This is a genomic window from candidate division WOR-3 bacterium, assembly GCA_039804025.1.
In the GTDB taxonomy this organism is placed as follows: Bacteria; Hydrothermota; Hydrothermia; order Hydrothermales; family JAJRUZ01; genus JBCNVI01.
On the sequence record JBDRZP010000001.1, the window covers coordinates 151,372 to 172,695 of the forward strand.

The 21,324-nt window shown below is 28.8% G+C and carries 23 protein-coding genes; 9 read left to right on the forward strand and 14 right to left on the reverse strand.

Annotated features, from left to right (window positions below; all coding sequences use genetic code 11):
* Genes ABIN73_00715 through ABIN73_00740 form a run of 6 tightly spaced genes read right to left on the reverse strand, consistent with a single transcriptional unit; the run spans position 1 to position 4,899 of the window.
* Positions 1-351, reverse strand: coding sequence for a hypothetical protein (locus tag ABIN73_00715; GenBank protein MEO0268249.1), 351 nt, complete (start codon positions 349-351; stop codon positions 1-3).
* The gene (locus ABIN73_00720; GenBank protein ID MEO0268250.1) at positions 344-802 is read right to left on the reverse strand and encodes a PTS sugar transporter subunit IIA; all 459 of its coding nucleotides are present in this window, start codon (positions 800-802) and stop codon (positions 344-346) included. The genes ABIN73_00715 and ABIN73_00720 overlap by 8 nt, the downstream gene beginning before the upstream one ends.
* A 14-nt stretch (positions 803-816) precedes the next feature.
* Complete coding sequence (locus ABIN73_00725; GenBank protein MEO0268251.1) at positions 817-1,761, reverse strand: polyprenyl synthetase family protein; 945 nt, start codon at positions 1,759-1,761, stop codon at positions 817-819.
* 22 nt (positions 1,762-1,783) lie between these two features.
* A complete protein-coding gene (locus ABIN73_00730; GenBank protein MEO0268252.1) occupies positions 1,784-2,737 on the reverse strand; it encodes a lysylphosphatidylglycerol synthase transmembrane domain-containing protein in 954 nt (317 codons plus the stop codon).
* Complete coding sequence (locus tag ABIN73_00735; protein MEO0268253.1) at positions 2,730-3,485, reverse strand: TatD family hydrolase; 756 nt, start codon at positions 3,483-3,485, stop codon at positions 2,730-2,732. The genes ABIN73_00730 and ABIN73_00735 overlap by 8 nt, the downstream gene beginning before the upstream one ends.
* Before the next feature lie 10 nt (positions 3,486-3,495).
* Entirely contained in the window at positions 3,496-4,899 is a 1,404-nt protein-coding gene (locus tag ABIN73_00740) for a hypothetical protein (GenBank protein ID MEO0268254.1), read from the reverse strand.
* A gap of 71 nt (positions 4,900-4,970) precedes the next feature.
* Between ABIN73_00740 and ABIN73_00745 the strand changes: the two genes are divergently transcribed.
* Positions 4,971-5,162, forward strand: a complete 192-nt coding sequence (locus ABIN73_00745) for a DUF2892 domain-containing protein (GenBank protein ID MEO0268255.1) — start codon at positions 4,971-4,973, stop codon at positions 5,160-5,162.
* Between the two features lie 5 nt (positions 5,163-5,167).
* On the opposite strand, the gene kdsA is transcribed toward ABIN73_00745, so the two are convergent.
* The 4 genes from kdsA to groES all read right to left on the reverse strand — a co-directional run bounded on the left by kdsA (position 5,168) and on the right by groES (position 8,337).
* Positions 5,168-6,016 (reverse strand): 3-deoxy-8-phosphooctulonate synthase, encoded by an 849-nt coding sequence (kdsA, locus tag ABIN73_00750; GenBank protein ID MEO0268256.1) that lies wholly within the window; start codon positions 6,014-6,016, stop codon positions 5,168-5,170.
* Positions 6,016-6,288 (reverse strand): zinc ribbon domain-containing protein, encoded by a 273-nt coding sequence (locus ABIN73_00755; GenBank protein ID MEO0268257.1) that lies wholly within the window; start codon positions 6,286-6,288, stop codon positions 6,016-6,018. The genes kdsA and ABIN73_00755 overlap by 1 nt, the downstream gene beginning before the upstream one ends.
* Before the next feature lie 83 nt (positions 6,289-6,371).
* On the reverse strand, positions 6,372-8,000 hold the full coding sequence (groL, locus tag ABIN73_00760; protein ID MEO0268258.1) for a chaperonin GroEL: 1,629 nt from the start codon (positions 7,998-8,000) through the stop codon (positions 6,372-6,374).
* Between the two features lie 16 nt (positions 8,001-8,016).
* Positions 8,017-8,337, reverse strand: a complete 321-nt coding sequence (groES, locus tag ABIN73_00765; GenBank protein MEO0268259.1) for a co-chaperone GroES — start codon at positions 8,335-8,337, stop codon at positions 8,017-8,019.
* Positions 8,338-8,537: 200 nt separating this feature from the next.
* Between groES and ABIN73_00770 the strand changes: the two genes are divergently transcribed.
* A complete protein-coding gene (locus tag ABIN73_00770) occupies positions 8,538-8,948 on the forward strand; it encodes an ATP-binding protein (protein MEO0268260.1) in 411 nt (136 codons plus the stop codon).
* Positions 8,949-9,965, forward strand: coding sequence for a zinc-binding dehydrogenase (locus ABIN73_00775; GenBank protein ID MEO0268261.1), 1,017 nt, complete (start codon positions 8,949-8,951; stop codon positions 9,963-9,965). It abuts the gene before it with no gap.
* Between the two features lie 2 nt (positions 9,966-9,967).
* Here the strand turns inward: ABIN73_00775 and ABIN73_00780 are convergent, their stop codons facing one another.
* From ABIN73_00780 to ABIN73_00795, 4 genes are all read right to left on the reverse strand, one after another.
* On the reverse strand, positions 9,968-11,122 hold the full coding sequence (locus ABIN73_00780; GenBank protein MEO0268262.1) for a hemolysin family protein: 1,155 nt from the start codon (positions 11,120-11,122) through the stop codon (positions 9,968-9,970).
* The gene (gene fabD / locus ABIN73_00785) at positions 11,122-12,012 is read right to left on the reverse strand and encodes an ACP S-malonyltransferase (GenBank protein MEO0268263.1); all 891 of its coding nucleotides are present in this window, start codon (positions 12,010-12,012) and stop codon (positions 11,122-11,124) included. The genes ABIN73_00780 and fabD overlap by 1 nt, the downstream gene beginning before the upstream one ends.
* The gene (locus tag ABIN73_00790; protein MEO0268264.1) at positions 12,006-12,983 is read right to left on the reverse strand and encodes a beta-ketoacyl-ACP synthase III; all 978 of its coding nucleotides are present in this window, start codon (positions 12,981-12,983) and stop codon (positions 12,006-12,008) included. The genes fabD and ABIN73_00790 overlap by 7 nt, the downstream gene beginning before the upstream one ends.
* Before the next feature lie 163 nt (positions 12,984-13,146).
* On the reverse strand, positions 13,147-13,431 hold the full coding sequence (locus tag ABIN73_00795) for a hypothetical protein (GenBank protein MEO0268265.1): 285 nt from the start codon (positions 13,429-13,431) through the stop codon (positions 13,147-13,149).
* A gap of 67 nt (positions 13,432-13,498) precedes the next feature.
* Here ABIN73_00795 and ABIN73_00800 point away from each other — a divergent pair, with 67 nt between their 5' ends.
* Genes ABIN73_00800 through ABIN73_00825 form a run of 6 tightly spaced genes read left to right on the forward strand, consistent with a single transcriptional unit; the run spans position 13,499 to position 20,666 of the window.
* Entirely contained in the window at positions 13,499-16,609 is a 3,111-nt protein-coding gene (locus tag ABIN73_00800; GenBank protein MEO0268266.1) for an adenylate/guanylate cyclase domain-containing protein, read from the forward strand.
* A 2-nt stretch (positions 16,610-16,611) separates the two neighbouring features.
* Positions 16,612-17,658 (forward strand): glycosyltransferase, encoded by a 1,047-nt coding sequence (locus ABIN73_00805; GenBank protein ID MEO0268267.1) that lies wholly within the window; start codon positions 16,612-16,614, stop codon positions 17,656-17,658.
* A gap of 30 nt (positions 17,659-17,688) precedes the next feature.
* On the forward strand, positions 17,689-18,078 hold the full coding sequence (locus ABIN73_00810; protein MEO0268268.1) for a carboxymuconolactone decarboxylase family protein: 390 nt from the start codon (positions 17,689-17,691) through the stop codon (positions 18,076-18,078).
* The gene (bcp, locus tag ABIN73_00815) at positions 18,059-18,523 is read left to right on the forward strand and encodes a thioredoxin-dependent thiol peroxidase (protein MEO0268269.1); all 465 of its coding nucleotides are present in this window, start codon (positions 18,059-18,061) and stop codon (positions 18,521-18,523) included. The genes ABIN73_00810 and bcp overlap by 20 nt, the downstream gene beginning before the upstream one ends.
* On the forward strand, positions 18,520-19,818 hold the full coding sequence (locus ABIN73_00820) for a glycosyltransferase (GenBank protein ID MEO0268270.1): 1,299 nt from the start codon (positions 18,520-18,522) through the stop codon (positions 19,816-19,818). Before bcp ends, ABIN73_00820 begins: the two co-directional genes overlap by 4 nt.
* Positions 19,803-20,666 (forward strand): DMT family transporter, encoded by an 864-nt coding sequence (locus tag ABIN73_00825; protein MEO0268271.1) that lies wholly within the window; start codon positions 19,803-19,805, stop codon positions 20,664-20,666. Before ABIN73_00820 ends, ABIN73_00825 begins: the two co-directional genes overlap by 16 nt.
* The last annotated feature ends 658 nt before the right edge of the window (positions 20,667-21,324 follow it).

Below are 21,324 nucleotides of genomic sequence, written 5' to 3' on the forward strand. Positions count from 1 at the left end.
TTATACCCTGTAAAGGAAAACTGAACAATTGGGGCACCTAATAAGTTTCGTTTTACCCTCTACTGTTAAAAGTGAGGTGGGAAGCACAGCAAAGCAATTTAAACAGGTTCCTTCTATAAGTGGGGCAACACCTTTTCCATACCTTTTTAAAAGCATTTCATATTCATCTCGTATATCAGGAGGCAACTTATCTATTTCCTTTTTCCTGACATCTTTAAGTTTCTCTATTTTTTTCTCATCAACTTCAAAACCTAACTCTTTATAATAGGGATTTTCCAGTAGGCTTAGTTGAGCATCAAGGTCGTTAATTGCTATTAAAATATTAATAAGATTTGATTTCTCCTTAGCCACCTTTCGCCTCCAGTTCTTTTAAATAATTTATAAATTTCTTTTCGTTATCAAAATTTAAATAATTTTTATCCTTTGAAAGTATCCTCGCGAGATGAGCAATTTTCCCAAGAGTAATAAGGTATCTTGAATCAGGATCAATAGGGGTAGCACAAAGTAAAAAAATAAGGTGAACAGGTTTTCCATCTATAGCATCAAAATCAACACCTTTTTTACTTAATCCAACAACAAGATAAACATCATCAAGCATCACACTCCTTGAATGGGGAATTGCAATCCCTTTTCCAATACCCGTTGAACCTATTTCTTCCCTTTTTAAAACTGATTCATAAACACTTTTTTTCTTTTCCTCACTTATTGGTAAAACATCAATCATTTCCTTTAAAACTTCACTCTTCGTCTTCCCCTTAAGGTCTAAAATTACAAGTTCTGGTTTCAAAAGTTTTGATATCATTTTTTATTAAAATTTTAAGGGGATTGAACCTCTTCTTCATTAAATAAAAAATGTCTATTTTCTTCAAGATAAATAATAAAAGAGTATAAGTAATTTTTAATTGGGTTATCAAGTTCTGAAACAAGTTTTTTCAACTCTAAAAAATCTGGAATTAAATATTCATAACACCTTTCCATTACACCTTTTTCTAAAAGAAACTCCCTAACCTTTTTGCTTAAATCAAAATTTTTTTCTTTAAAAAACTCTGGAAATTTTTTTTCAATTTCTTCTTTAAAGAGTATATGGGGAAGCGTTATCTTTCCCTTTTCTATATCTTCACCTTCTTTATAAAAATCATATAAATCATCAAGAATTTGAAAAAGAATTCCAAATTTTTTTCCAAATTTTTTTAAACTTTCAACATATTTATAATTAACAATTATCCCCCCCATTTCACAACAGGCTGAAAATAAAGAAGCTGTCTTTTTTTCTATAAGAAGTAAATAATTTTTTAATTCAAATCTTTTTTCTCTATCAAGAAATTCATCAATTATTTCTCCTTCACACATTTCAACAGAAGTCTGTGCAAGAATCTCAAAAAGCCTTACATTTTTGGCTTTTCCTATAAATTCCATTGCCTTTGAAAAAACATAATCTCCAATTAAAATAGCCGTGTGATTTCCATAAGAAAAATTTAAAGTCAGAGACTTTCTTCTTATGGTTGAGCCATCGACAACATCATCATGAATCAAAGATGCAAAATGAACAAGTTCAGTAGCACATGCAACATCAACTTTCTCTTCCTTCAAATCTTCAAAGGCAAAAGAAGAATAAAGGGTAAGTAAAGGTCTAAGTCTTTTTCCCATTAATAAATTATCGGGTATATAGGGAAAGTAATCTTTTTTAAAAATTTCATTAAGTTTTTCATTTACTCTTTCTATACCTTCTCTTACGGGTTCATAAAGTTCTTTTATATTCATTAAAAATCAATTATATAACAAATTATATATCTTTTTCACTTTTAAAAGGAGATTTAAATAAATATACCCCAAAAGGGATGTTAGCTACAACACCAGAAATAAAATAAAGTAATGAAAGAGAAACTGATGTCTCAAGAGAAAAATAAGAGCTGAAAAGGGCATAAAAACCTGCTTCTCTTATTCCAAGTCCAGAGATTGTAAGTGGGATTGAATTTAGAGAATTAATGAGGGGTATTATAAAAATAAAGACAAGAGGAGATAGATTAATAGAAATTGCTCTTGCACAGAAGTATGCTTGAATTGAAAAAAAAGTTTGCAAAAAAATTGTAAGAAAATAGCTCAAAATTAAAAGTTTCTTATGCTTTGAATATATTTTAAAAGAGTCATACAATTTAAAAAATTTATCTCTTAAAGATGTAAAGGGAAATCTTGATAAAATTTTTTTATAAATATTTTCAAATATATCTGTCCAAGAAATATAAAAAAGGAGAATTATTAAAAAGGAAAAGAAAAAGGAAATAAAAATCAATTTCTTTGAATTGGGTATACCTTTTAAAAAAAGAATGCCAAAAGGAGCAAAGGAGAAAATACCAAAAAGACCTATAAATCTATCCACTAGGACTGAGGCAAAAGCAAAAGATTTCCCGGATTTGATTTTTTCCCCAATCATATAACCCCTTAAAACATCAACACCAAGGGTTGCAGGGGAAACAGTATTTACAAGCATACCGAGTAAATAAATTTTAAAAATTTCTGAAACTGTAAAATTTCTTGAATGTTCAAGCAAAAGCAATTTCCATCTTATTGAAAGAAAGACAAAAGCTAAATAGTAAAATATAATTGATAAAATAATGTGGAAAAAATTTGTCTTTTTATATATTAACAGAAACTCCTTAATATCTATTTTATAAAAAATAAATCCAAGAATTATGAAAGTTAAAAAGAACTTTAAAAGAAATAGAATTTTCTTATTCAAGGTTAAAAATTTTTAATGAATTTTCAAAGGAGATCTTGCTTAATTCTTTATAATCGATTTTAAGCAGGTTAGCTGCAAACTCTATTGTGTAGTGAATATAAGAGGGTTCATTTCTGCCTTTTAAAGGTCTTGGAGTTAAATAAGGGCAATCTGTTTCAAATAAAATCCTATCTAAGGGTAAAATTTTTAGAGAGGATTCAAGTTTTTTTGACCCGTATGTAAGAGAACCTGAGAAAGAAATAAAAAAATTAATTTGAAAAGCCTTTTTAGCTTCATTTATTCCTCCTGAAAAACAGTGAAATATACCCTTTAAATTTTTATTGTCTTTTAAAATTTCAAAAACTTCTGGAAAGGCGTTTCTTACATGTAAAATTAAGGGTAAATTTCTTTTTTTGGAAAGTTCTATATGGGCTTTAAAACAATCAATTTGAGCCTCTTTTTTAGAAAAATCCTTATAAAAATCAAGACCTGTTTCACCTATTGCAACTACTCCTTCTTCCTTTGAAAGTTCTTCTATTTTTGGAAAATCCTTTTCAAAATCATCAGCTTCATGAGGATGTATTGAGCAGGAAGCAAAGATTTTCCCCTTATATTTCCTTGAAATTTCAATAGCCTTTTCTGAAGAAGGAACATCATACCCAACTACAATCATTTTTTCAACACCCTTTTCAAAAGCTCTTTCAATAACTGAGTCAAGATCCTTTTCAAAAACTTCATCATTAAGGTGAGTATGTGTATCAAAAATCATTTCTTTAATTTTACTTTATAATATCTTTAATTTTCACAAAAACCGAATCAGGTTCTAAAAGATTATCAAAAAATTTTTTTAAAATATTTTTATCATTATTAATAGGATAGGGATTAATTATGTAATTTTTTATTTCCTCAGGATCAGTAGAAAAGGGGATTTTGAATAAATCATATGGGAAAGGAAAAGTTAAATTTCTGGGAAAGATACAGAAAATGTAGTTATTTAAAAAAAGAGCCTCATAAATTGCAGTTGAATAGGAAGAAAAAACAATTTCTGCTTTTTCTATCTCATCCCATAAGTTAGTAGTTAAAATAAAATAATTTTTTAATTTAAATTTTTTGAGTAATTCTTTATAAATCTTTAAATTTTCTCTTTTTCTTGCCTTTATAACAAGGAACAAATCTTTTTTAACTTCAAGTGCTCTTTTATAACCTTCAAGAAAAGTAGAAAACAGATAAATAAGTTCATCTTCCATCCCTTTTGCTTGCTGGGTAATATAAAGTATTCTGCCCTTTTCTTTTTCATATTTTTTTTCTCTTTTAAAAAGCGAAACATGAAAGGGAGAACCTGTTACAAAAGTACACTCTTTATCTATATTTCTCTCTAAAAATCTTTTCTTAAATTCCTCACCCCAAAGGAAGAAATTATCTTTATTTTTAATAAAAAAGCCAAACTCACCCATTGGAACACTACCCTTTTTCCAAACATGACCATGTTGAAGTGTAAAAGATTTATTAAAAAATTTTTTTAAAATTATCATAAATTTAGTTACATTTTCGTGACTTATAAAATATTCATAATTTTTCAGTTCTCTTTCTAAATAACATAAATAAGAGAAAAGAAAGGGAATCCTGTAAAAAAGATAGTATGTAAAAATCTCTCTGTATTTTTCTCTTAAGGTTGATGGTAATTTAAAAAATAGTTTTTTTAAAAATTTCCTTGAATCTAAATAAAGATTAAAAGAAGATTTTAAAAAAAAAGAATATTTAGGAAAATAAAAGGAATCCCTTTTTTTAAGAAAAAATTTAAAGGATTGAGTGTAATACAAAAAATCAATATCTTTTAAATAAAAAGTAGTTAATACCTTTGCTTTCCTTTTTTTTCTTAAAATAAGAAAAATAAAAAATAAAACCGTAAACTTAAAAATTCTTAAAAAAAGCTTATATTTCAAAAATTTTTCCCTTTCCTTTATTTTGTTAAAAATATTTAAATAGCTTTTATCATTGCATCTTTCTGATAATAATTCATCCCTTATCAAGGGAAATATTCTCCAACCGAGAGAATAACTCAAAACTTCATAAATATTTATAACCCTATAATCGGTATTAAAAATTTTCTTAAAAATAAAAAAAAATTTATTTAATCTCTTTTCGCTTTCGAAACTTATTTCAAAGGGATTTACTTTTTGCATTTGAAAATTTTAAGAAAACTATATTATAATATTAAATACAGGTTCAAATCCTTAAAAAAATATTAAAAAATATGAAAAAGAATGTTTGTGGTTTAGATAAAACAGTAAGAATTATTTTGGGTATTTTAATAATTTTAATTGGCATCATTTTTAAAACACTTTGGGGATTGATTGGAATTATTCCTCTAATTACCGGTTTAATCGGATTCTGTCCCCTGTGGCTCCTTTTCCGTATTGATACCTGTAAATTGAAAAAAACTTAACAAAATTAAAAATTATATTTTTTAATTAACTCTTTACCTTTTATAAAAGACTCTTTTGCCATTAAAAGCAAATCTTCTAATTTACTTAAGGGCCACTGGGTAGAAGCATCACATTTAGCACATTCAGGGTCCTCATGAACTTCAAGAAAAAGTGCATCAACAAACCCAGAAGAAAGACCTGTCCTTACTAAAAGGGGTATGAATTTCCTATCACCGCCCTTGGGATCAGATGAGGGGATTCCATAATTCCTAACTGAATGACCTGCATCAAAAATTAATGGATAGCCATTTTCAGCCATTATCTGGAAAGAACGAAAATCAACTATCAAATTATGATAGCCAAAAAAAGTCCCCCTTTCAGTTAATAAAATATTTTCATTTCCTTGTCTTACAATTTTTTCAACAACTTTTTTAATATCAGTAGGAGAAAGAAATTGTCCTTTTTTAACATTTATAGTTTTACCTGTCTTAGCAAGTGCAAGGGTTAAAGAAGTTTGCATAGAAAGGAAAGCAGGAAGCTGCAAAATATCAAGAACTTCCTTTGCTATATCCACTTCCTGAGGTGTATGGATATCTGAGAGAACAGGAACATCAAATTCTTTTTTAACTTTTTCAAGAATTTTCAAACCCTTTTCAAGACCAGGACCCTGATAGGAAAGTTCACTGGATCTATTATCTTTTAAATATGAGGATTTAAATACAAAAGGAATGGAAAGTTTTTCGGTTATTTTTTTTATCTTTTCTGCGGTCCTTAAAGTTGAATTTTCATCTTCAATAACACAGGGTCCACCTATAAAAACTAATCTATCATCTCCAAACTCTATATCTTTAACTTTTACTTTCTTTCTTTTCATCACTCACAAGAACAGCTTCCACCGGAACAACAGGAATTACCTTTACTTTCTTTTTCTTTCTCTCCTTCTTTTTTACCCCCACTATTCTTCCTTGCGTAATCAGTTATATAAAAACCAGAACCTTTAAAAATTAAACCTACACTTCCTCTCCATACTTTTCTTAAAGTCTTAGTTCCGCATTCAGGGCATTTCTCAGGCTCTTTTTCTCCTGGTAAAACAAGTTCTTCAAAACTTTTTTCACATGTTTCACACTTATATTCATATATAGGCATATTTTACCTCCTTTTTAAATTATATTATAAAATAAAAGGGGGAGGGTATATTTTTTCATTTAAACCCCTCCCCCTTTTTTTAATCAGTATTCATCCATAGGTGGTGTTGGAACTCCTGAATCTTTCTTTTCTTCTTTTATTTCAGTAACAAGAGCCTCAGTGGTTAAAAGGAGTGCAGCAACAGATGCAGCATTCTGAAGGGCAATTCTTGTAACTTTTGTAGGATCAATAATTCCAGCTTCAAACATGTCTTTAAGCTGTCCATCCCTTGCATCAAACCCTATATTTCCGCCTCTCCTTAAAATTTCTTCAACAATAAGAGTTCCTTCATATCCAGCATTTTCAGCAATCCATCTTGTAGGTTCTCTTAAGGCTTTCTTTACAATCTGGACACCGAGTTTTTGATCGCCATCAAGGGTGGCTTCAAGTTTTTCTAAAGCAGGAATGCATCTTAAATAAGCGACTCCACCACCAGGAACAATTCCTTCTTCAACAGCAGCTTTTGTAGCATGCATTGCATCTTCAACTCTTGCTTTTTTCTCCTTCATTTCAGCTTCTGTAGCAGCACCAACATATATTATCGCAACACCACCAGCAAGTTTTGCAAGTCTTTCCTGAAGTTTTTCCCTGTCATAATCACTCTTTGTTTCCTCAATCTGCTTTTTAATCTGTTTAATTCTTGCCTGAATATCTTCTTTTTTTCCTGCACCTTCAATTATGGTAGTATTATCCTTATCAACTATAACTTTTTTAGCCCTTCCAAGGTCATCAAGTCTTGCGTTTTCAAGCTTTAATCCCTTTTCTTCTGAAATCACCTGTCCCCCTGTAAGAATCGCAATATCTTCAAGCATTGCCTTTCTTCTTTCACCATAACCAGGTGCTTTTACAGCACAGGATAGTAATGTCCCTCTTAACTTGTTTACAACAAGTGTCGCAAGGGCTTCACCCTCAACTTCCTCACCAATAACAAGGAGTGGTCTTCCACTCTGTGCCACTTTTTCAAGAACAGGAAGGATATCCTTTAAAGAGGAAATCTTTTTGTCATGAATTAGAATATAGGGATCTTCAAGAACACATTCCATTTTATCAGGATTGGTAACAAAGTAAGGTGAAATATATCCTCTATCAAACTGCATTCCCTCTACAAATTCTACATAAGTCTCAATTCCTTTTGCTTCCTCAACAGTAATTACTCCATCCTTTCCCACTTTTTCCATTGCATCAGCAAGTTTTTTACCTATTTCTTCATCATTATTAGCTGAGATAGTACCTACCTGTTCAATTTCCCTTCTATCTTTTACTTCTTTTGAAATTTTCTTCAATTCTTCCACAACAGTATTTACAGCCTTTTCAATACCCTTTCTGACTTCCATTGGATTTGCACCAGTAGCCATCATTTTAAGACCCTCTTTAAAAATGTATTCAGCAAGAACAGTTGCGGTAGTGGTTCCATCTCCTGCTACATCACTTGTTTTTGAAGCCACTTCTCTAACAAGCTGAGCACCTATATTTTCAAAGGGGTCTTTAAGTTCAATTTCCTTGGCAACTGTTACACCATCCTTTGTCACCTGTGGAGTTCCAAATTTTTTTTCAAGAATTACATTTCTACCTTTTGGACCCAGTGTGACCTTTACAGCTTTAGCAAGAATTTCTACACCTCTTAAAAGTTTCCTTCTCGCTTCTTCATTATAGCGAATATCTTTTGCTGCCATTTTTTTACCTCCTTTTTTATTCAGTTTTTTCAATTATTGCAAGGATATCATCCTCTCTCATTATTAAATATTCTTCTCCCTGAATTTTTACTTCTGTTCCTGCATATTTAGAAAATAAAACCTTATCTCCAACTTTAACCTCCATTGGAAGCCTATTTCCATTATCATCAAGCCTTCCTGGACCAACTGCCATAACCTCACCTTTCTGCGGTTTCTCTTTGGCTGTATCAGGTATAATTATACCAGCCGGAGATTTTTCCTCTTCCTCTTCGATTCTTTTAATAACAACTCTATCTGCAAGTGGTCTTACTGGGAATTTATTAGACTTTTTGGACATTACCTAATCCTCCTTTTCTCAAAATAAAAAGGGACTTGAACCCTTGAAAAGAAAAAAATTTTAGAATTTATGAAATTCAAATATGAATTAATACCGGACAAAATTATATGAGAAAATATTCGCATAGCGTTCGATTAACTTATTTTTATATATACTCTTTTATTTGATTTTTTTCAAGACTTAAATTTATAATTCTTTTAATGTCTCCTGGAACAGTTCTCTTCAAGGATATTATTATGCTTCCGCTCAAAGAAAGGGATAAGTTCAGAGATAAAATATACAGAATTTTAAAAAGAAATTTTGATAATAATCTCTCCCACCAGCTTGTATATGTAATTGATGAACTTGTTTCAAATACTGAAGAATACGGATACAAAGGCAAAGGAGGAGAAATTAAAATTAAGATCTGTAAATTCAAAAACTACATAAAAATTGAAATAATGGATAAAGGAGAAAAGCCGCCTCTTGATAGTAATAATAAAATAGAATGGAAAGAAATAATAAAAAGAGGAAGAGGACTTGGATTATATTCAGTAAAAAAAATTATAAATTCTCTTGAATACACCCGAAAAGGTTCATGGAATGTTTATAAGGCCAAAAAGAATTTATAGATGAAAGCTGCTTACATAGAATCTCATGGTGGTCCTGAGGTTATAAAAATTGGGGAATTGAAAGAACCTGAATTAAAAGAGGGATATGTAAAAGTTAGGGTTAAGGCTGTTAGTTTAAACCATCTTGATTTATGGGTTAGAAAGGGACTCCCAAATTTAAAAATCCAGTTTCCCCATATCCTTGGTTCTGATATAGCTGGAATAATTGAAGATATAAAGGGGGAAGAAAGCTTATTTAAAAAAGGCGACAAAGTAATTCTTTATCCTGCCACTTTCTGTGGTGTTTGTGATAAATGTATATCAGGAAAAGAAAATTTATGTAAGGAATATAAAATACTCGGAGAAAACATCTGGGGCGGAAATGCTGAATTCATTGTTGTGAAAAAAGAGTTAATTTTTCCTTTTCCATCTGATTTAAGCTTTGAAGAAGCATCTTCTTTACCTCTTACTTTATTAACAGCAATGCATATGGTTAAAAAAAGTAAAATAAAACCCTATCAAACAGCACTTGTTATGGCGGCAGGTAGTGGGGTAAGTGTTATGTTAATTCAGATTTTAAAAGCTCTCAATGTTTATGTAATCGCAACATCAAGTAAAAAAGAAAAACTTGAAAGAGCAAAAAAAATTGGTGTTGACGAAGTTATTAACTATTCAGAAAATGATTGGGAAAAAAAACTTAAAGGTAGAACAATAGATTGCATATTTGATCACACAGGAAAGGAATTTTTACCTTCCCTTTTTAGAATTGTAAAATGGGGAGGAAAAATAGTAACATGTGGTGCAACCTCTGGAGCTAATGCAAACATCGATTTAAGGTATATATTTTTTAAACAAATAAGTTTAATAGGTTCAACTATGGGAAGAAGAAAGGATCTTCTTGATGGACTTCAACTTGTTAATATGGGAAAAATAAAACCAGTTATTTACGAAGTTTTGCCACTTGAAGAAATCATTAAAGCACATAGAATGTTAGAGGAAAGAAAAGCATTTGGAAAAATTGTTTTAAAGGTAAGTTAAATCTATCTAAAAATTTTAACTTTTTTTATACTTTTTTCATCTCTTGATATTATTTGAAATTTATAATCACTAAACTCAAGAATTTCATTTTCTTCGGGAAAATCACCTTTAAGTTCTATCAGAAAACCTGCAATTGTTTCGTAAGGTCCTTCTGGAAAAATAATTCCGTAAACTTCTTTTAAATCATCTATTCTTGTTTTTCCATCAACAACTATTTCTTTTTCAAATTCATGAAATTCACCAAGCAGTTCAAAAATAATATCCTCTATTGTAAAGAAACCTTTTATCACACCATATTCATCTACAACAATTGCGATATGAATATTATTTTCCTTCATTTTTTTTAGAGCCATTTCAATTTTTGTATTTTCAGCAAAAAATAAAATTTTATTTACTTTTTGTAAAAGTTCTTCTTTAGCTAAGGAATTCAGTATATCTTTCTTTAAAAGGTAACCTATTATATTATCAACATTATCTTTATAAACAGGAATTTTTTTATATTCAATACTATAAACTGTTTTTTTAATGCTTTCTAAAGGCTCATTAATGTTAATTGCAAATAGTTCTGTTCTTGGTTTCAAAACTTCTATAACTTCTTTTTCGCTGAAATAAAGAGATGACTTAAGGCTTCTTCCTATCTCTGGTGGAATTATACCTTTTCTTTCTTTAAGAAAAATAAGCCATAAAAGTTCATCCCTTTTAGATTGAAATTCACCTTTCAAAAATTTGTTATAAATTTTTGTTAAAAGGTTAATAAAAGGGGAAAAAATTAAGTAAAAAATAAAGATTATTGGATGAAAAATTCTTATAAAATTAAAAGAGAATTTAGAAGCTAAATATTTAGGTAAAAATTCACCAACTATTATTATTAGAAGAAAAGAAAAAAAAGCTCCTGAAAAAATTGCCTCCCACATTGAAACTTCAAGACTAAAATATCCTGTAAATAAAATTGCTATAGAAACATTAACTAAGTTATTTAAAAGTAAAATAGTATTTAAAATTTCTCTTGGTTTTTTTAAAAATACTTTTCTTGCATATTTTGATGAAGCTAAAAAAATTTTATCAATATCAAGGGAAACAAAGGCTGTTTCAAATCCAGAACATAAAAAGGATAAAAAAAGAAGAAAAAAAATTAAAAGTATAAACTCTTTTTCCATTAAAAAAATTCTACAGAAAAAGCTTTCTCAATCTTCTCGATAAGTCCCTTTAAAACAGGTTTTGGACCAAATTCTATCCCTTCTTTTACCCCTTCCTTTTTTAAGAATAAAACTGAATCAATAAACAAAACAGGTGATAAAATCTGTTTTTTTAAATTTTCTTTTATTTCTTCCGGGTCATTGCTTGCCTTTCCAGTTGAATTTTGAATAATCTTAAATAAGGGTTTTTTAAATTCTTCCCTTTCAATGTATTTTTCAAATTCAATTGCAGCATCTTTCATTAAAGGTGAATGGAATGCTCCTGAAACATTTAATTTTAAAACTTTTTTGTAATTTCTCTTTTTTGCAAGTTCTAAAAATTTCTCTACACTTGAAACAGGTCCTGAAACTATATACTGCTCTTCTGTATTATGATTTGCTATAACAAGATTCTGATCATCTATTTCTTTAATTATTTCAACAACTTCCTCCTTTTTCATTCCAAGAGCTACCCCCATTGTTCCTCTTGTTTTTTCTCCTGCTTCCTGCATAAGTTTTCCCCTTATCTTAACAAGTCTTATTACACTTTCAAAATTTAAAACAGAAGAAGCATAAAGTGCTCCAAATTCTCCGAGTGAATGTCCAAGTGCATAAGCTATATCATCTAATCCTTTTTCTTCCTTATAAATTTCAAATTTTCCTATTCCAAGTGCAAGTATAGCTGGTTGAGCAATTTCTGTTTGTGTAAGCACTTCCTCAGGACCTTCAAACATAATTTTTTTTAAAGGAAAATCAAGGATTTTTTCAGCTTCATCTATAACTTTTTTAAATATTCCATTTTTCTCATATAAATCTTTACCCATACCAACAAACTGAGAGCCCTGACCTGTAAAGAAAATAGCTTTTACCATTCTATCAAAGCAGAACCCCAGGTAAAACCTGCTCCAAAACTAACGAGAAGAACTAAATCTCCCTTTTTAAGAATATTTTTTTCTTCCATTTCAGAGAGAGCTATGGGAATTGAAGCAGCTGAAGTATTACCATATTTATCAATATTCACATATACCTTTTCTTTTGGCATATTTAACCTTTCTCTCAAAGCTTCAATAATTCTTATATTTGCTTGATGGGGAACAAAAAAATCAATTTCTTCAGGTTTAATTTTGTTCCTTTTAAGAATAATATCAACGGCTTCTTCCATTTTTAAAACTGCATTTTTAAAAACTTCTTTACCTTTCATTTTTATAAAGCATTCTCTCTTTTCAAAAACTTCAGGTGAAAAGGGCTTTAAAGAACCCCCTGCAGGCATAATAAGAAGGTCTTTTAAAGAACCATCAGAACCAAGAAACACATCAATAATTTTATCCTTTGAATTTGAATTTGTTACTAATACTGCTCCTGCACCGTCTCCAAATAAAACACAGGTTGATCTATCTTCCCAGTCAAGAAATCTTGATAGAGTTTCAGCTCCAATTACAAGACAATTATTAATTTCTCCACTATTTATAAGACCTTTTGCCAATTTGAGACCATAAATAAAACCAGGACAGGCTGCCCAGATGTCAAAGGCAAAAGCATTCTTTGCTCCCAATTTATCCTGTGTATGACAGGCTGTTGAAACTACATAGGTATCAGGAGTAGCAGTGGCAACAATTATTGCTTCAATTTTTTCAGGAGAAATACCAGCTTTAGAAAGTGCTTTTAATGCCGCTTCTTTAGCAAGGTCACTTGTAGCAATTCCTGGTTCTGCTATTCTTCTCTCTTTTATCCCGGTCCTCTCTGTAATCCACTCATCTGAAGTCTCAACAATCTTTTCCAGGTCAAAGTTTGAAAGTATAAAGGGCGGTACATAATGCCCTACTGAAATTATTTCTGTTCCCATAGTCTAAAATTATACATAAACTAAATTTTAAAATAAAAGGGGGAGAGGGATTTTTTTCTGAACCCGGGGGACGGAAAATTTAAAACCCTCTCCCCAAAAAGAAGGGTTTTTTAAATAATACCATATATAGATTTAATTTATCAAGTTTAGTGGTTTTGACTCTTTATTTCAAATGTCTTATAATTTCCAATACTTCCTTATGTCTTTCCTCTGCATTCTTTTCCATAACCCTTAAAGTCTCGTCCATTTTATAAAGCATCTCACTTATTTTTTCTAACATCTCAGTCTGCTTGTTTAATATTTCAGTATGTTTATTTAAAATTTCATTCTGTTTATTTAGCATTTCATTTTGTTTGCTTATCATTTCTTTCATCCATCTGCCATTACTCCATGCAAAATAAGTTAAAACTCCTGCAAGCAATGTAAATCCTATTACAAATATTTCCATATTGGAATTATAAAAGCGAAATATATCAAAAGCAATTAAAGTATAATTTTTTTTATAATTTATTAGAATGAATACAATTAAGGGAAATTACTGGATTGCAATTCAGGATATCGGTGGATTTACTTCCTTGAGCGAAGAACTCGCTAAAAAAGGTAAAGAAGGGACAGAGGAATTATTTAATATAATTACCAGATTTTTTAAAGAAGCAGAAGAAGAAATATTAAATTATAATGGAATTATTTTCAAGTTGGCAGGTGATGCTTATTATGCAATATTTCCATCTTACATTGAGGAACAAAAAATAAGAGATTTAGGCTATAAACTTTTAAATTTAAAGACATTAAAAAAAGCTCAACTAAAAACTCGATTTGTTGCAACCAAGGGATATGTTTCAGGCAAGTTGATTGAAATTTCTGATAAATTTAGTGATTTGCTTATTTCAGGGAAAGCTATTTATGATCTTGACCTGCTTGAGGAAAACACACCTGCGGGTGAAGTAAGAATTGTTTCAATGGCAAACAAAATAAGGGAATCTTCAATTCCAGATATTCAAATAAAGTCAAAAGTATTGAGTAAAAGAGCTGCACATAGTCCTCTCTTTGTTGCCTTTCTTGAAGTTCCTCAGGATTTTTTATTAGTGCATAAGATAACTGATTTCTTAAGATACCAAAAAGAAAAAATAAAAATTCTTAAGTGGATACCTTCTAAAAAAAGTTTCAGAGCTCTTCTTATCTCAGGTTTTCCAATCTCTACAGGGAGAGAAGCAGAAATTATGGTTGATACATTCAATACTCTAAAAAATGCTTTTAAAGATTATAAAATAAGAATGGGTATTTCTGCAGGTATTGTTTTTACTGCAGAAATAAAAACAAAAAAATTTAGGGAATTTGCAGTAATAGGCGATAAAGTAAACATAGCAGCTCGTTTGTGTTCAATTGCTCCTGATAATGGTATATACTTTTCTGAAGAAATTGAAAAAACACTGCGTGGTAAATATCATATTGTTAATATTGGAGCAATAAAGTTAAAAGGTAAATTTGAAAAAGTAAATGTGTTCCGACCAAGTGAAAGAATCTCTTATATATTTGAACATTCCCTATTTCCCAATAAATTCGTCGGAAGAAAAAAAGAAATAAAACAAGCAACACTTCTTTTGAATAAAAGAAAGAGTTTTTGTTTTATAGGTGATGCAGGAACTGGCAAATCTCGAATGCTGTATGAAATAAGAAAAAAAATAAAGGATAATAATATTATTGAAATTGGACTACCCCCCTTAGCACCACCACTATTTTTTATTAAAGAAATATTCAAACATTTTCCAGAAGGTGAAGTACCAGAACTGAAGAAATATCTGGAAGGCTCAATAAAACTTTCCTTTAACAAAGTTCTTGATTTACTAAGAATACTCTTGAAAACAAGGAATAATCTTATTATATTTATTGATGACCTTCAATGGCTTGATGATGCTTCCTTTTCATTACTGAAAGAATTAACACCTTTACCCTTTACCATTATTGCTTCCTCAAGACCTGATGGTGAAAAATTTATTAATGGACTCAAAATTCAAAAAATCTTACTCAAAAATTTATCAAAATCTTCTTTAATTAAACTTTTTGAAAGTATATTTGGTCTGCCTCCGGACAAAAAACTACTCAGTTTTCTTATAGAACACACACAGGGGAACCCTTTCTATTTTGAACAGATTCTTAAAGATACAAACATTAAAAAAAATATCATCAAAAAAGAAAATTTTTTTTCAATTTCTTCTGATATAAAAACCATTCCTTTCAGTATTCAATCTATTATATTATCTCAATTTAATAATCTATCAGAGAAAATAAAAAAGCCATTAGAAATAGGATCCTGCATGGGGAGGGAATTTTCTTTGATAACTTTGAAAAAAATTATAAAAAAACAAAACATTGATTTAAAAGAAGCATACAAACAGGGTATAATAACATTATCAGACCCAATATGTATATTCAGACATAGATTAATTCAGGAAGCAATATTAGAAACATTAACTGAAAGTAAAAAAATAAAATATCACAGAATGATTGGGGAAGTATTTATTGGAGAAAAGAGAACCTCATACGAAATTGCTTACCACCTCACAGAAGGTAAAAAAATCTATAAGGCATTACCTTACTGGCTTAATACATATTCAAATCTATCTGATCAAGGTCTACTCAATGATATTTCTACAATAATTAATAATTTATTGTTGGAGAAAGATGAACAAAAAAGGAATATTGGTATGTTATTAAACGGCTTTTATCTAACAAGAATGGCAGATTATTATGATGCAGAAGAAATATTTTTAGATCTTTTAAAAAATAAAATCTTTCAAAAAAACGCTTTTTTTGGACTCGCTCAACTTTATGACTGGAGTAATCAATATAATAAGATGAAATTAGTTTTAAATAAATTAAAAAAATTTAAAATGAATATTGAAGAAAAAATAAACTACCTTGAATTATGGGGCATTTATTATGATATGACCGGACAGAATGAAAAAGGACTTTATAGCTACAAAAAAGCACTTAAATTAGCTAAAAAATTCAAGAAAAAATACTCCATATCAACAAATCTTTACAATATCGGTTGGATTTATTTCAAGGAAAAAGATTATAAACTCTCGGAAATATACTTTCTTAAATCATTAGAATTTACTGATGAAAATGATTTATTTTCAGAAGGTTGTTGTCTTCTGCGACTGGGTCAGATTGAAATGTTAAAACAAAATTTTGAAATCTCCTTAAATTATCTTAAAAAAGCTTTAAAAAATTTTCGGCTTTCTGGATTTCCTTATTGGGAAAGTATAGCTTTGGGAGCACTATCCAATCTTTATGTTATGTTAGGAAAAAAACAAAAAGCCTTTTTGTTTGCAAAAAAATCTGATGAAATTGCAAAAATAGCCAATCTTACCCCAATTTATGTTTATATGTTCCATCTGTATTATGGTAATTTGGATAGTTTCATTAAGAAAATAAATGGCAGCGAAAAAGAATATCCACAATTATACTTCATCTATCTTCTCGCAAAAGGAAAAAAACAAGAAGCATTCACTTTTTTGAAGGAAAATAATTTAGAGCATATAATTCCCAACAAAAAAACATTAAGACAAAAAACTTTTCCACTTAGTTTTTTAAACTTATACAAAAAATATAATAATTAAACTTGAAAAAAATAATAATTCTCGTTTCATCAACTGGTGCAGGTCATAAAATTGCAGGTATATCTATAAAAGAACTTATTGAGGATATAAAAGGAGAAGAAGTCCCTTTAATTGACGCTCTTAAATTAAGTAAATTCCCTTACTCAATTTCTGATAAAATATACTATTTTCTCTCAAATTTACCCTCCTTATGGAAATTTTTTTATTATCTCTCAAATGATGAAAAATATGAAAAATTCTTAAAAATACAGAACTTCTTTTTACAGGATACATTGAAGAAAATTGTTGAAAATACAAAACCTGATATAATATTCTGTACCCATCCCTTTTTTGTTCCTGTTCTTAATGAACTAAAATCTATCAAAAAATTTCAAATCATATCAGTAATAACTGACTTCGGAGAAATTCATAAAGCATGGCTTATAAATAATTATGACCTTTTATGGATACCCTCTGAATTTACTAAAAAGGAAATAGAAAAGAAAACTGGACTAAAGGGAAATTATGAGGTTCTCGGTTATCCTGTAAGAAGAGGTTTTAGAAATATTACTGAATTAAAGAAAGATTATATACTTATTATGGGAGGTGGAAGGGGAGCAGGACCAATACTTGAAATTTTTAAAATCCTTAAAAATTTTAAAATAAAAGAAATCTATATATGCGGAACAAATGAAAAACTAAAAAATAAATTATTAAAAGTAAAAGAGGAAAAAAAACTTGATCATATTGAAATTATCGGTTACACCGATAGAATCTATGAATTAATGAAGGATGCTTTTATTATTATATCAAAACCAGGGGGTAGCACAGTAGCAGAAAGTAATTACCTCTTAAAACCATTAATAGCAATAAATCCCTTACCAGGTCAGGAACAGGGTAATGCAAATTTTATAAAAGAAACTGATTCAGGTCTTGTTTTAGATAAGCTTAATTATTTATCAAATTACATAGAAGAAATTATAAAGGAGAAAAAAAAGTTTGAATTTAAAGAAAAAATTAGAGATTATAGTGAAAAACAAATCAAATTTATAAAAGATTTTATTTTGTGAAATAACTTTAAAATAGTATAAAATTAAACTATGAAAAAAATTGATAAATTTATAAGGGAAAGAAAAAAACTGAATGATTTAATTTTTAAAAAGTCAAATCTTGAAATAAAAAGATTTTTTAATCTGGATAGTAGAGTTTATGAAGAAGGAGCATTACCAAGAAAATTTAAAGAATTACTCGGTCTTGTAGCATCACTTGTTTTAAGATGTGATGATTGCATAACCTATCATCTTATTAGATGTAAAGAGGAAAAGGTTAAGGATGAAGAGCTTGTAGAAGCACTAAGTGTTGGACTTATTGTAGGAGGCTCAATAACTATACCTCACTTAAGAAGAGCCTTTGAAACCTGGGAAGGATTAAAAAAGAAAAATAAAAAATATCTTATAAAGGAGGAAAAAAATGTTAAAAGAAGGACTTAAAGCACCAGAATTTACTTTAAAAGGAATTGACGAAAAGGGAGAAGAAAGAGAATTCTCCCTTAAAGATTATAAAGGCAAAAAAATTGTCCTTTACTTTTATCCGAAGGATGATACCCCTGGTTGCACAAAAGAAGCATGCAGTTTCAGAGATAACATTAATAAAATAAAAGAAAAAGGAGCAATTATCCTTGGTGTAAGTCCTGACAGTATAAAATCACATAAAAAATTTAAAGAAAAATACGGTTTACAATTTCCTCTACTTTCTGACCCTGAGTATGAAGTAGCAAAAAAATATGGTGCATACGGGGAAAAAATTATGTATGGAAAAAAGAAAACAGGTATAATAAGGTCAACTTTTATAATAGATGAAATGGGAAAAATCAAAAAAACCTTTTATAATGTTAAAGTTGAAGGTCATGTGGAAGAAGTTTTAAATCACCTTTGATCCTTGAATACTATTTAGAAAGATTCTCTTCCAGCATTCCTCTAATTAAAGAAAAAACAATTAAAGATATTGATATAATTGTCTCAATTCCTGTTTATAATGAAGATATAGGAAATCTGGAAAGATTATTAAATTCATTGATTAAAGCTTATAAGAAAGAATTTAAAATTGAATTAATATTTTTAGTTAATGAACCTGAAGATGAAAAAGAAGAAGTTAAAGAAAAACATAAATTAATAATAAAATTCTTAAACAAAAAGAAGAAAGAATTGGAAGAAGAAAATTTTAAAATTCATCCTCTCTATGTAAATAATATCCCACGAAAAAAGTTTGGAATCGGAAATGCAAGAAAGATATCCTGTGACGAAGCTATAAGAAGATATGAGTTTATAAAAAAAGAAAAAGGAATTTTAGCCACTCTTGATGCAGATTGCACTGTAAAGGAAAACTATTTTGACGAAGTGATAAAAACTTTTTCAGATTATGAAACTGAGTTTGCACATATCTATTTTGAACATCCTCTTCACGATATAGAAGATGAAAAATTAAAAACAGGAATTATTTATTATGAACTTTTTTTAAGGTTTTATAAAAATTCTTTAATTTTTGCTGATTACCCTTATGTATCCTATACAATAGGTTCATGTCTTGCAATAAGAGCAGATACATATGCAAGATTTGGTGGATTTAAAGCAAAAAGAAAAGCAGGAGAAGATTTCTACTTCGTTCAAAAAATACTTCCACATATTAAATTTACAGAGATAATAGATACAACAGTTTATCCACAAGCAAGAATTTCAGAAAGGGTTCCTTTTGGAACAGGGAAAGCCCTAAAAGATTTTATAGAAGGGAAAGAGAAATTTTATTATTCCCTCCCTTTTGAGCCTTTCAGGGAATTAAAAGAGTTAAAATTTTTTGTTAAGGGAGATAAAAATATTGATGAGCTTCCAGATTTATTAAAAGCTTACCTATTAAGAGAAAAAATAAAAAAGAGAATTCAAATTATTAGAAATAAGACAAAACATTTTAAAAACTTTGTGAAAGATTTCTATTTATGGTTCAACTTATTAAAGGCTTTTAGGTTTATAAGATTTTATATAAACAAAACACAAAAAAGAACCATACTTGAAGAAAGTGTAAAAGAATTAATAAAAGAAATAGAAAAAAATGGTGAAATTCAGAAAGAAGTTTCAACTTACAATTTACTTTTATATCTAAGAAAATATGATAAAAAAAATTTTTTTAAAAATGTTAATTTATTTAATGAATTTTATAAAAAATGGATGAGGGATTAATTTTAGCACTTTTAACAACACTTTTCTGGTCCACTGTTGCCACTGCTTTTAAATTAACATTAAGATACTTAGATTTCAGAAATATGCTTTTCTATTCCTCTCTTACTTCATTTTTAATTCTTTCTTTAATAACTTTATTTAAAAACAAAAAAATTTTTACTATCAGGTCAAAAAAGGAAATTTTAAATTCCCTTTTTCTTGGTTTTTTGAATCCTTATCTTTATTATTTAATTTTATTTAGGGCTTATTCCCTTTTAAAGGCTCAGATAGCACAGCCCTTAAATTATACCTGGCCTATTGTTCTATCAATCTTTTCTGCTTTAATTCTTAAAAGTAAAATTAAAAAAATTAATATTTTATCCTTATTAATAAGTTTTACAGGAGTTTTTATTATATCAACTGAAGGTAATATTTTTAAAATAAAAATTCAGGAACCATTGGGAGTTTTTCTTGCAATATCAAGTTCTTTTATATTTGCTCTATACTGGATTTTTAATTTAAAGGATAAAAGAGAAGAGGTTGAGAAATTGAGTTTAAATTTCTTTTTTGGATTTATTTATATTCTAATAACACAATTTTTAACAGGTTCTTTAAAAATAATAAATTTTAAAGGTCTTTTAGGTTCAATTTATATTGGTTTATTTGAAATGGGTATAACATTTTTAATATGGTTAAAAGCCTTAAAGAAATCAAAAAATATTGCCCTTACATCAAACATAATTTATTTATCTCCTTTTCTATCTTTATTTTTTATCAACTTAATACTCAGGGAGAAAATTTTGATAAGCACCTTTTTTGGTCTAATTTTAATTGTTTCAGGAATAATATTGAATAGGTTAGCTACATAGTTTTAAATATCTTTTATTATTCAAAAATATTTAAGATTTATAAAGTTCTTTAATATAAGTTTTTGAAAAATAATCAATAGAATAGAAGTGACAAAAAGAGATTTTAATTTTTTTCTTACAAAATTCATTAAAGAGCACTTTAATTATTGTACCTCATTCACTGATATTCACAACCTGAATTTTTTGACCCTTTCACTATCTCCTGGTACCCTATTTTTTAAAAAAATTTGATAATAATTAATATCTCTTTAAAATTTTTCACCCTACTCTGCTCTTTTTGGGTCAGAAAAGAAATATTTCGCTTCAGTAGGAAGCTAAATCTTTTAAGGTGTAAAATACTAAAATTTTTAAAATATTGTTTCTATCGTCCCTCATATCTCCTCCACCCTTAATTTTTGGAGTAGCAAAGATTCCATAATTTTATGGTAATATTCTTATTTGAAATTTTTTTAAAAATTTATTCCCTTGATTCCATAATTTTATGGTAGCAAAAATATTGATTCCAACTTTTCGCAGGCTAAAGCCTGCGCCTACCAGTTTTTTTGAAAATCTTTTTAACATTTATTCCTACAATTCCATAATTTTATTGTAGCCGCACCCTTTAGGGTGCGAAATATCCCGTTTCTTGATTAATTATATAAAGAACAATTGTTATTCT

Bases quoted from the DNA above. Each gene is read 5' to 3' on its own strand.
- ABIN73_00800 (MEO0268266.1), top strand. From the start codon at position 13,499: ATGAATACAATTAAGGGAAATTACTGGATTGCAATTCAGGATATCGGT.
- bcp (MEO0268269.1), top strand. From the start codon at position 18,059: ATGTTAAAAGAAGGACTTAAAGCACCAGAATTTACTTTAAAAGGAATT.
- ABIN73_00770 (MEO0268260.1), top strand. From the start codon at position 8,538: ATGTCTCCTGGAACAGTTCTCTTCAAGGATATTATTATGCTTCCGCTC.
- ABIN73_00790 (MEO0268264.1), bottom strand. From the start codon at position 12,983: ATGGGAACAGAAATAATTTCAGTAGGGCATTATGTACCGCCCTTTATA.
- ABIN73_00745 (MEO0268255.1), top strand. From the start codon at position 4,971: ATGAAAAAGAATGTTTGTGGTTTAGATAAAACAGTAAGAATTATTTTG.
- fabD (MEO0268263.1), bottom strand. From the start codon at position 12,012: ATGGTAAAAGCTATTTTCTTTACAGGTCAGGGCTCTCAGTTTGTTGGT.
- ABIN73_00780 (MEO0268262.1), bottom strand. From the start codon at position 11,122: ATGGAAAAAGAGTTTATACTTTTAATTTTTTTTCTTCTTTTTTTATCC.
- ABIN73_00740 (MEO0268254.1), bottom strand. From the start codon at position 4,899: ATGCAAAAAGTAAATCCCTTTGAAATAAGTTTCGAAAGCGAAAAGAGA.
- ABIN73_00755 (MEO0268257.1), bottom strand. From the start codon at position 6,288: ATGCCTATATATGAATATAAGTGTGAAACATGTGAAAAAAGTTTTGAA.
- ABIN73_00810 (MEO0268268.1), top strand. From the start codon at position 17,689: ATGAAAAAAATTGATAAATTTATAAGGGAAAGAAAAAAACTGAATGAT.
- ABIN73_00825 (MEO0268271.1), top strand. From the start codon at position 19,803: ATGGATGAGGGATTAATTTTAGCACTTTTAACAACACTTTTCTGGTCC.
- groES (MEO0268259.1), bottom strand. From the start codon at position 8,337: ATGTCCAAAAAGTCTAATAAATTCCCAGTAAGACCACTTGCAGATAGA.
- ABIN73_00795 (MEO0268265.1), bottom strand. From the start codon at position 13,431: ATGGAAATATTTGTAATAGGATTTACATTGCTTGCAGGAGTTTTAACT.
- ABIN73_00735 (MEO0268253.1), bottom strand. From the start codon at position 3,485: ATGATTTTTGATACACATACTCACCTTAATGATGAAGTTTTTGAAAAG.
- ABIN73_00725 (MEO0268251.1), bottom strand. From the start codon at position 1,761: ATGAATATAAAAGAACTTTATGAACCCGTAAGAGAAGGTATAGAAAGA.
- kdsA (MEO0268256.1), bottom strand. From the start codon at position 6,016: ATGAAAAGAAAGAAAGTAAAAGTTAAAGATATAGAGTTTGGAGATGAT.
- ABIN73_00720 (MEO0268250.1), bottom strand. From the start codon at position 802: ATGATATCAAAACTTTTGAAACCAGAACTTGTAATTTTAGACCTTAAG.
- ABIN73_00775 (MEO0268261.1), top strand. From the start codon at position 8,949: ATGAAAGCTGCTTACATAGAATCTCATGGTGGTCCTGAGGTTATAAAA.
- groL (MEO0268258.1), bottom strand. From the start codon at position 8,000: ATGGCAGCAAAAGATATTCGCTATAATGAAGAAGCGAGAAGGAAACTT.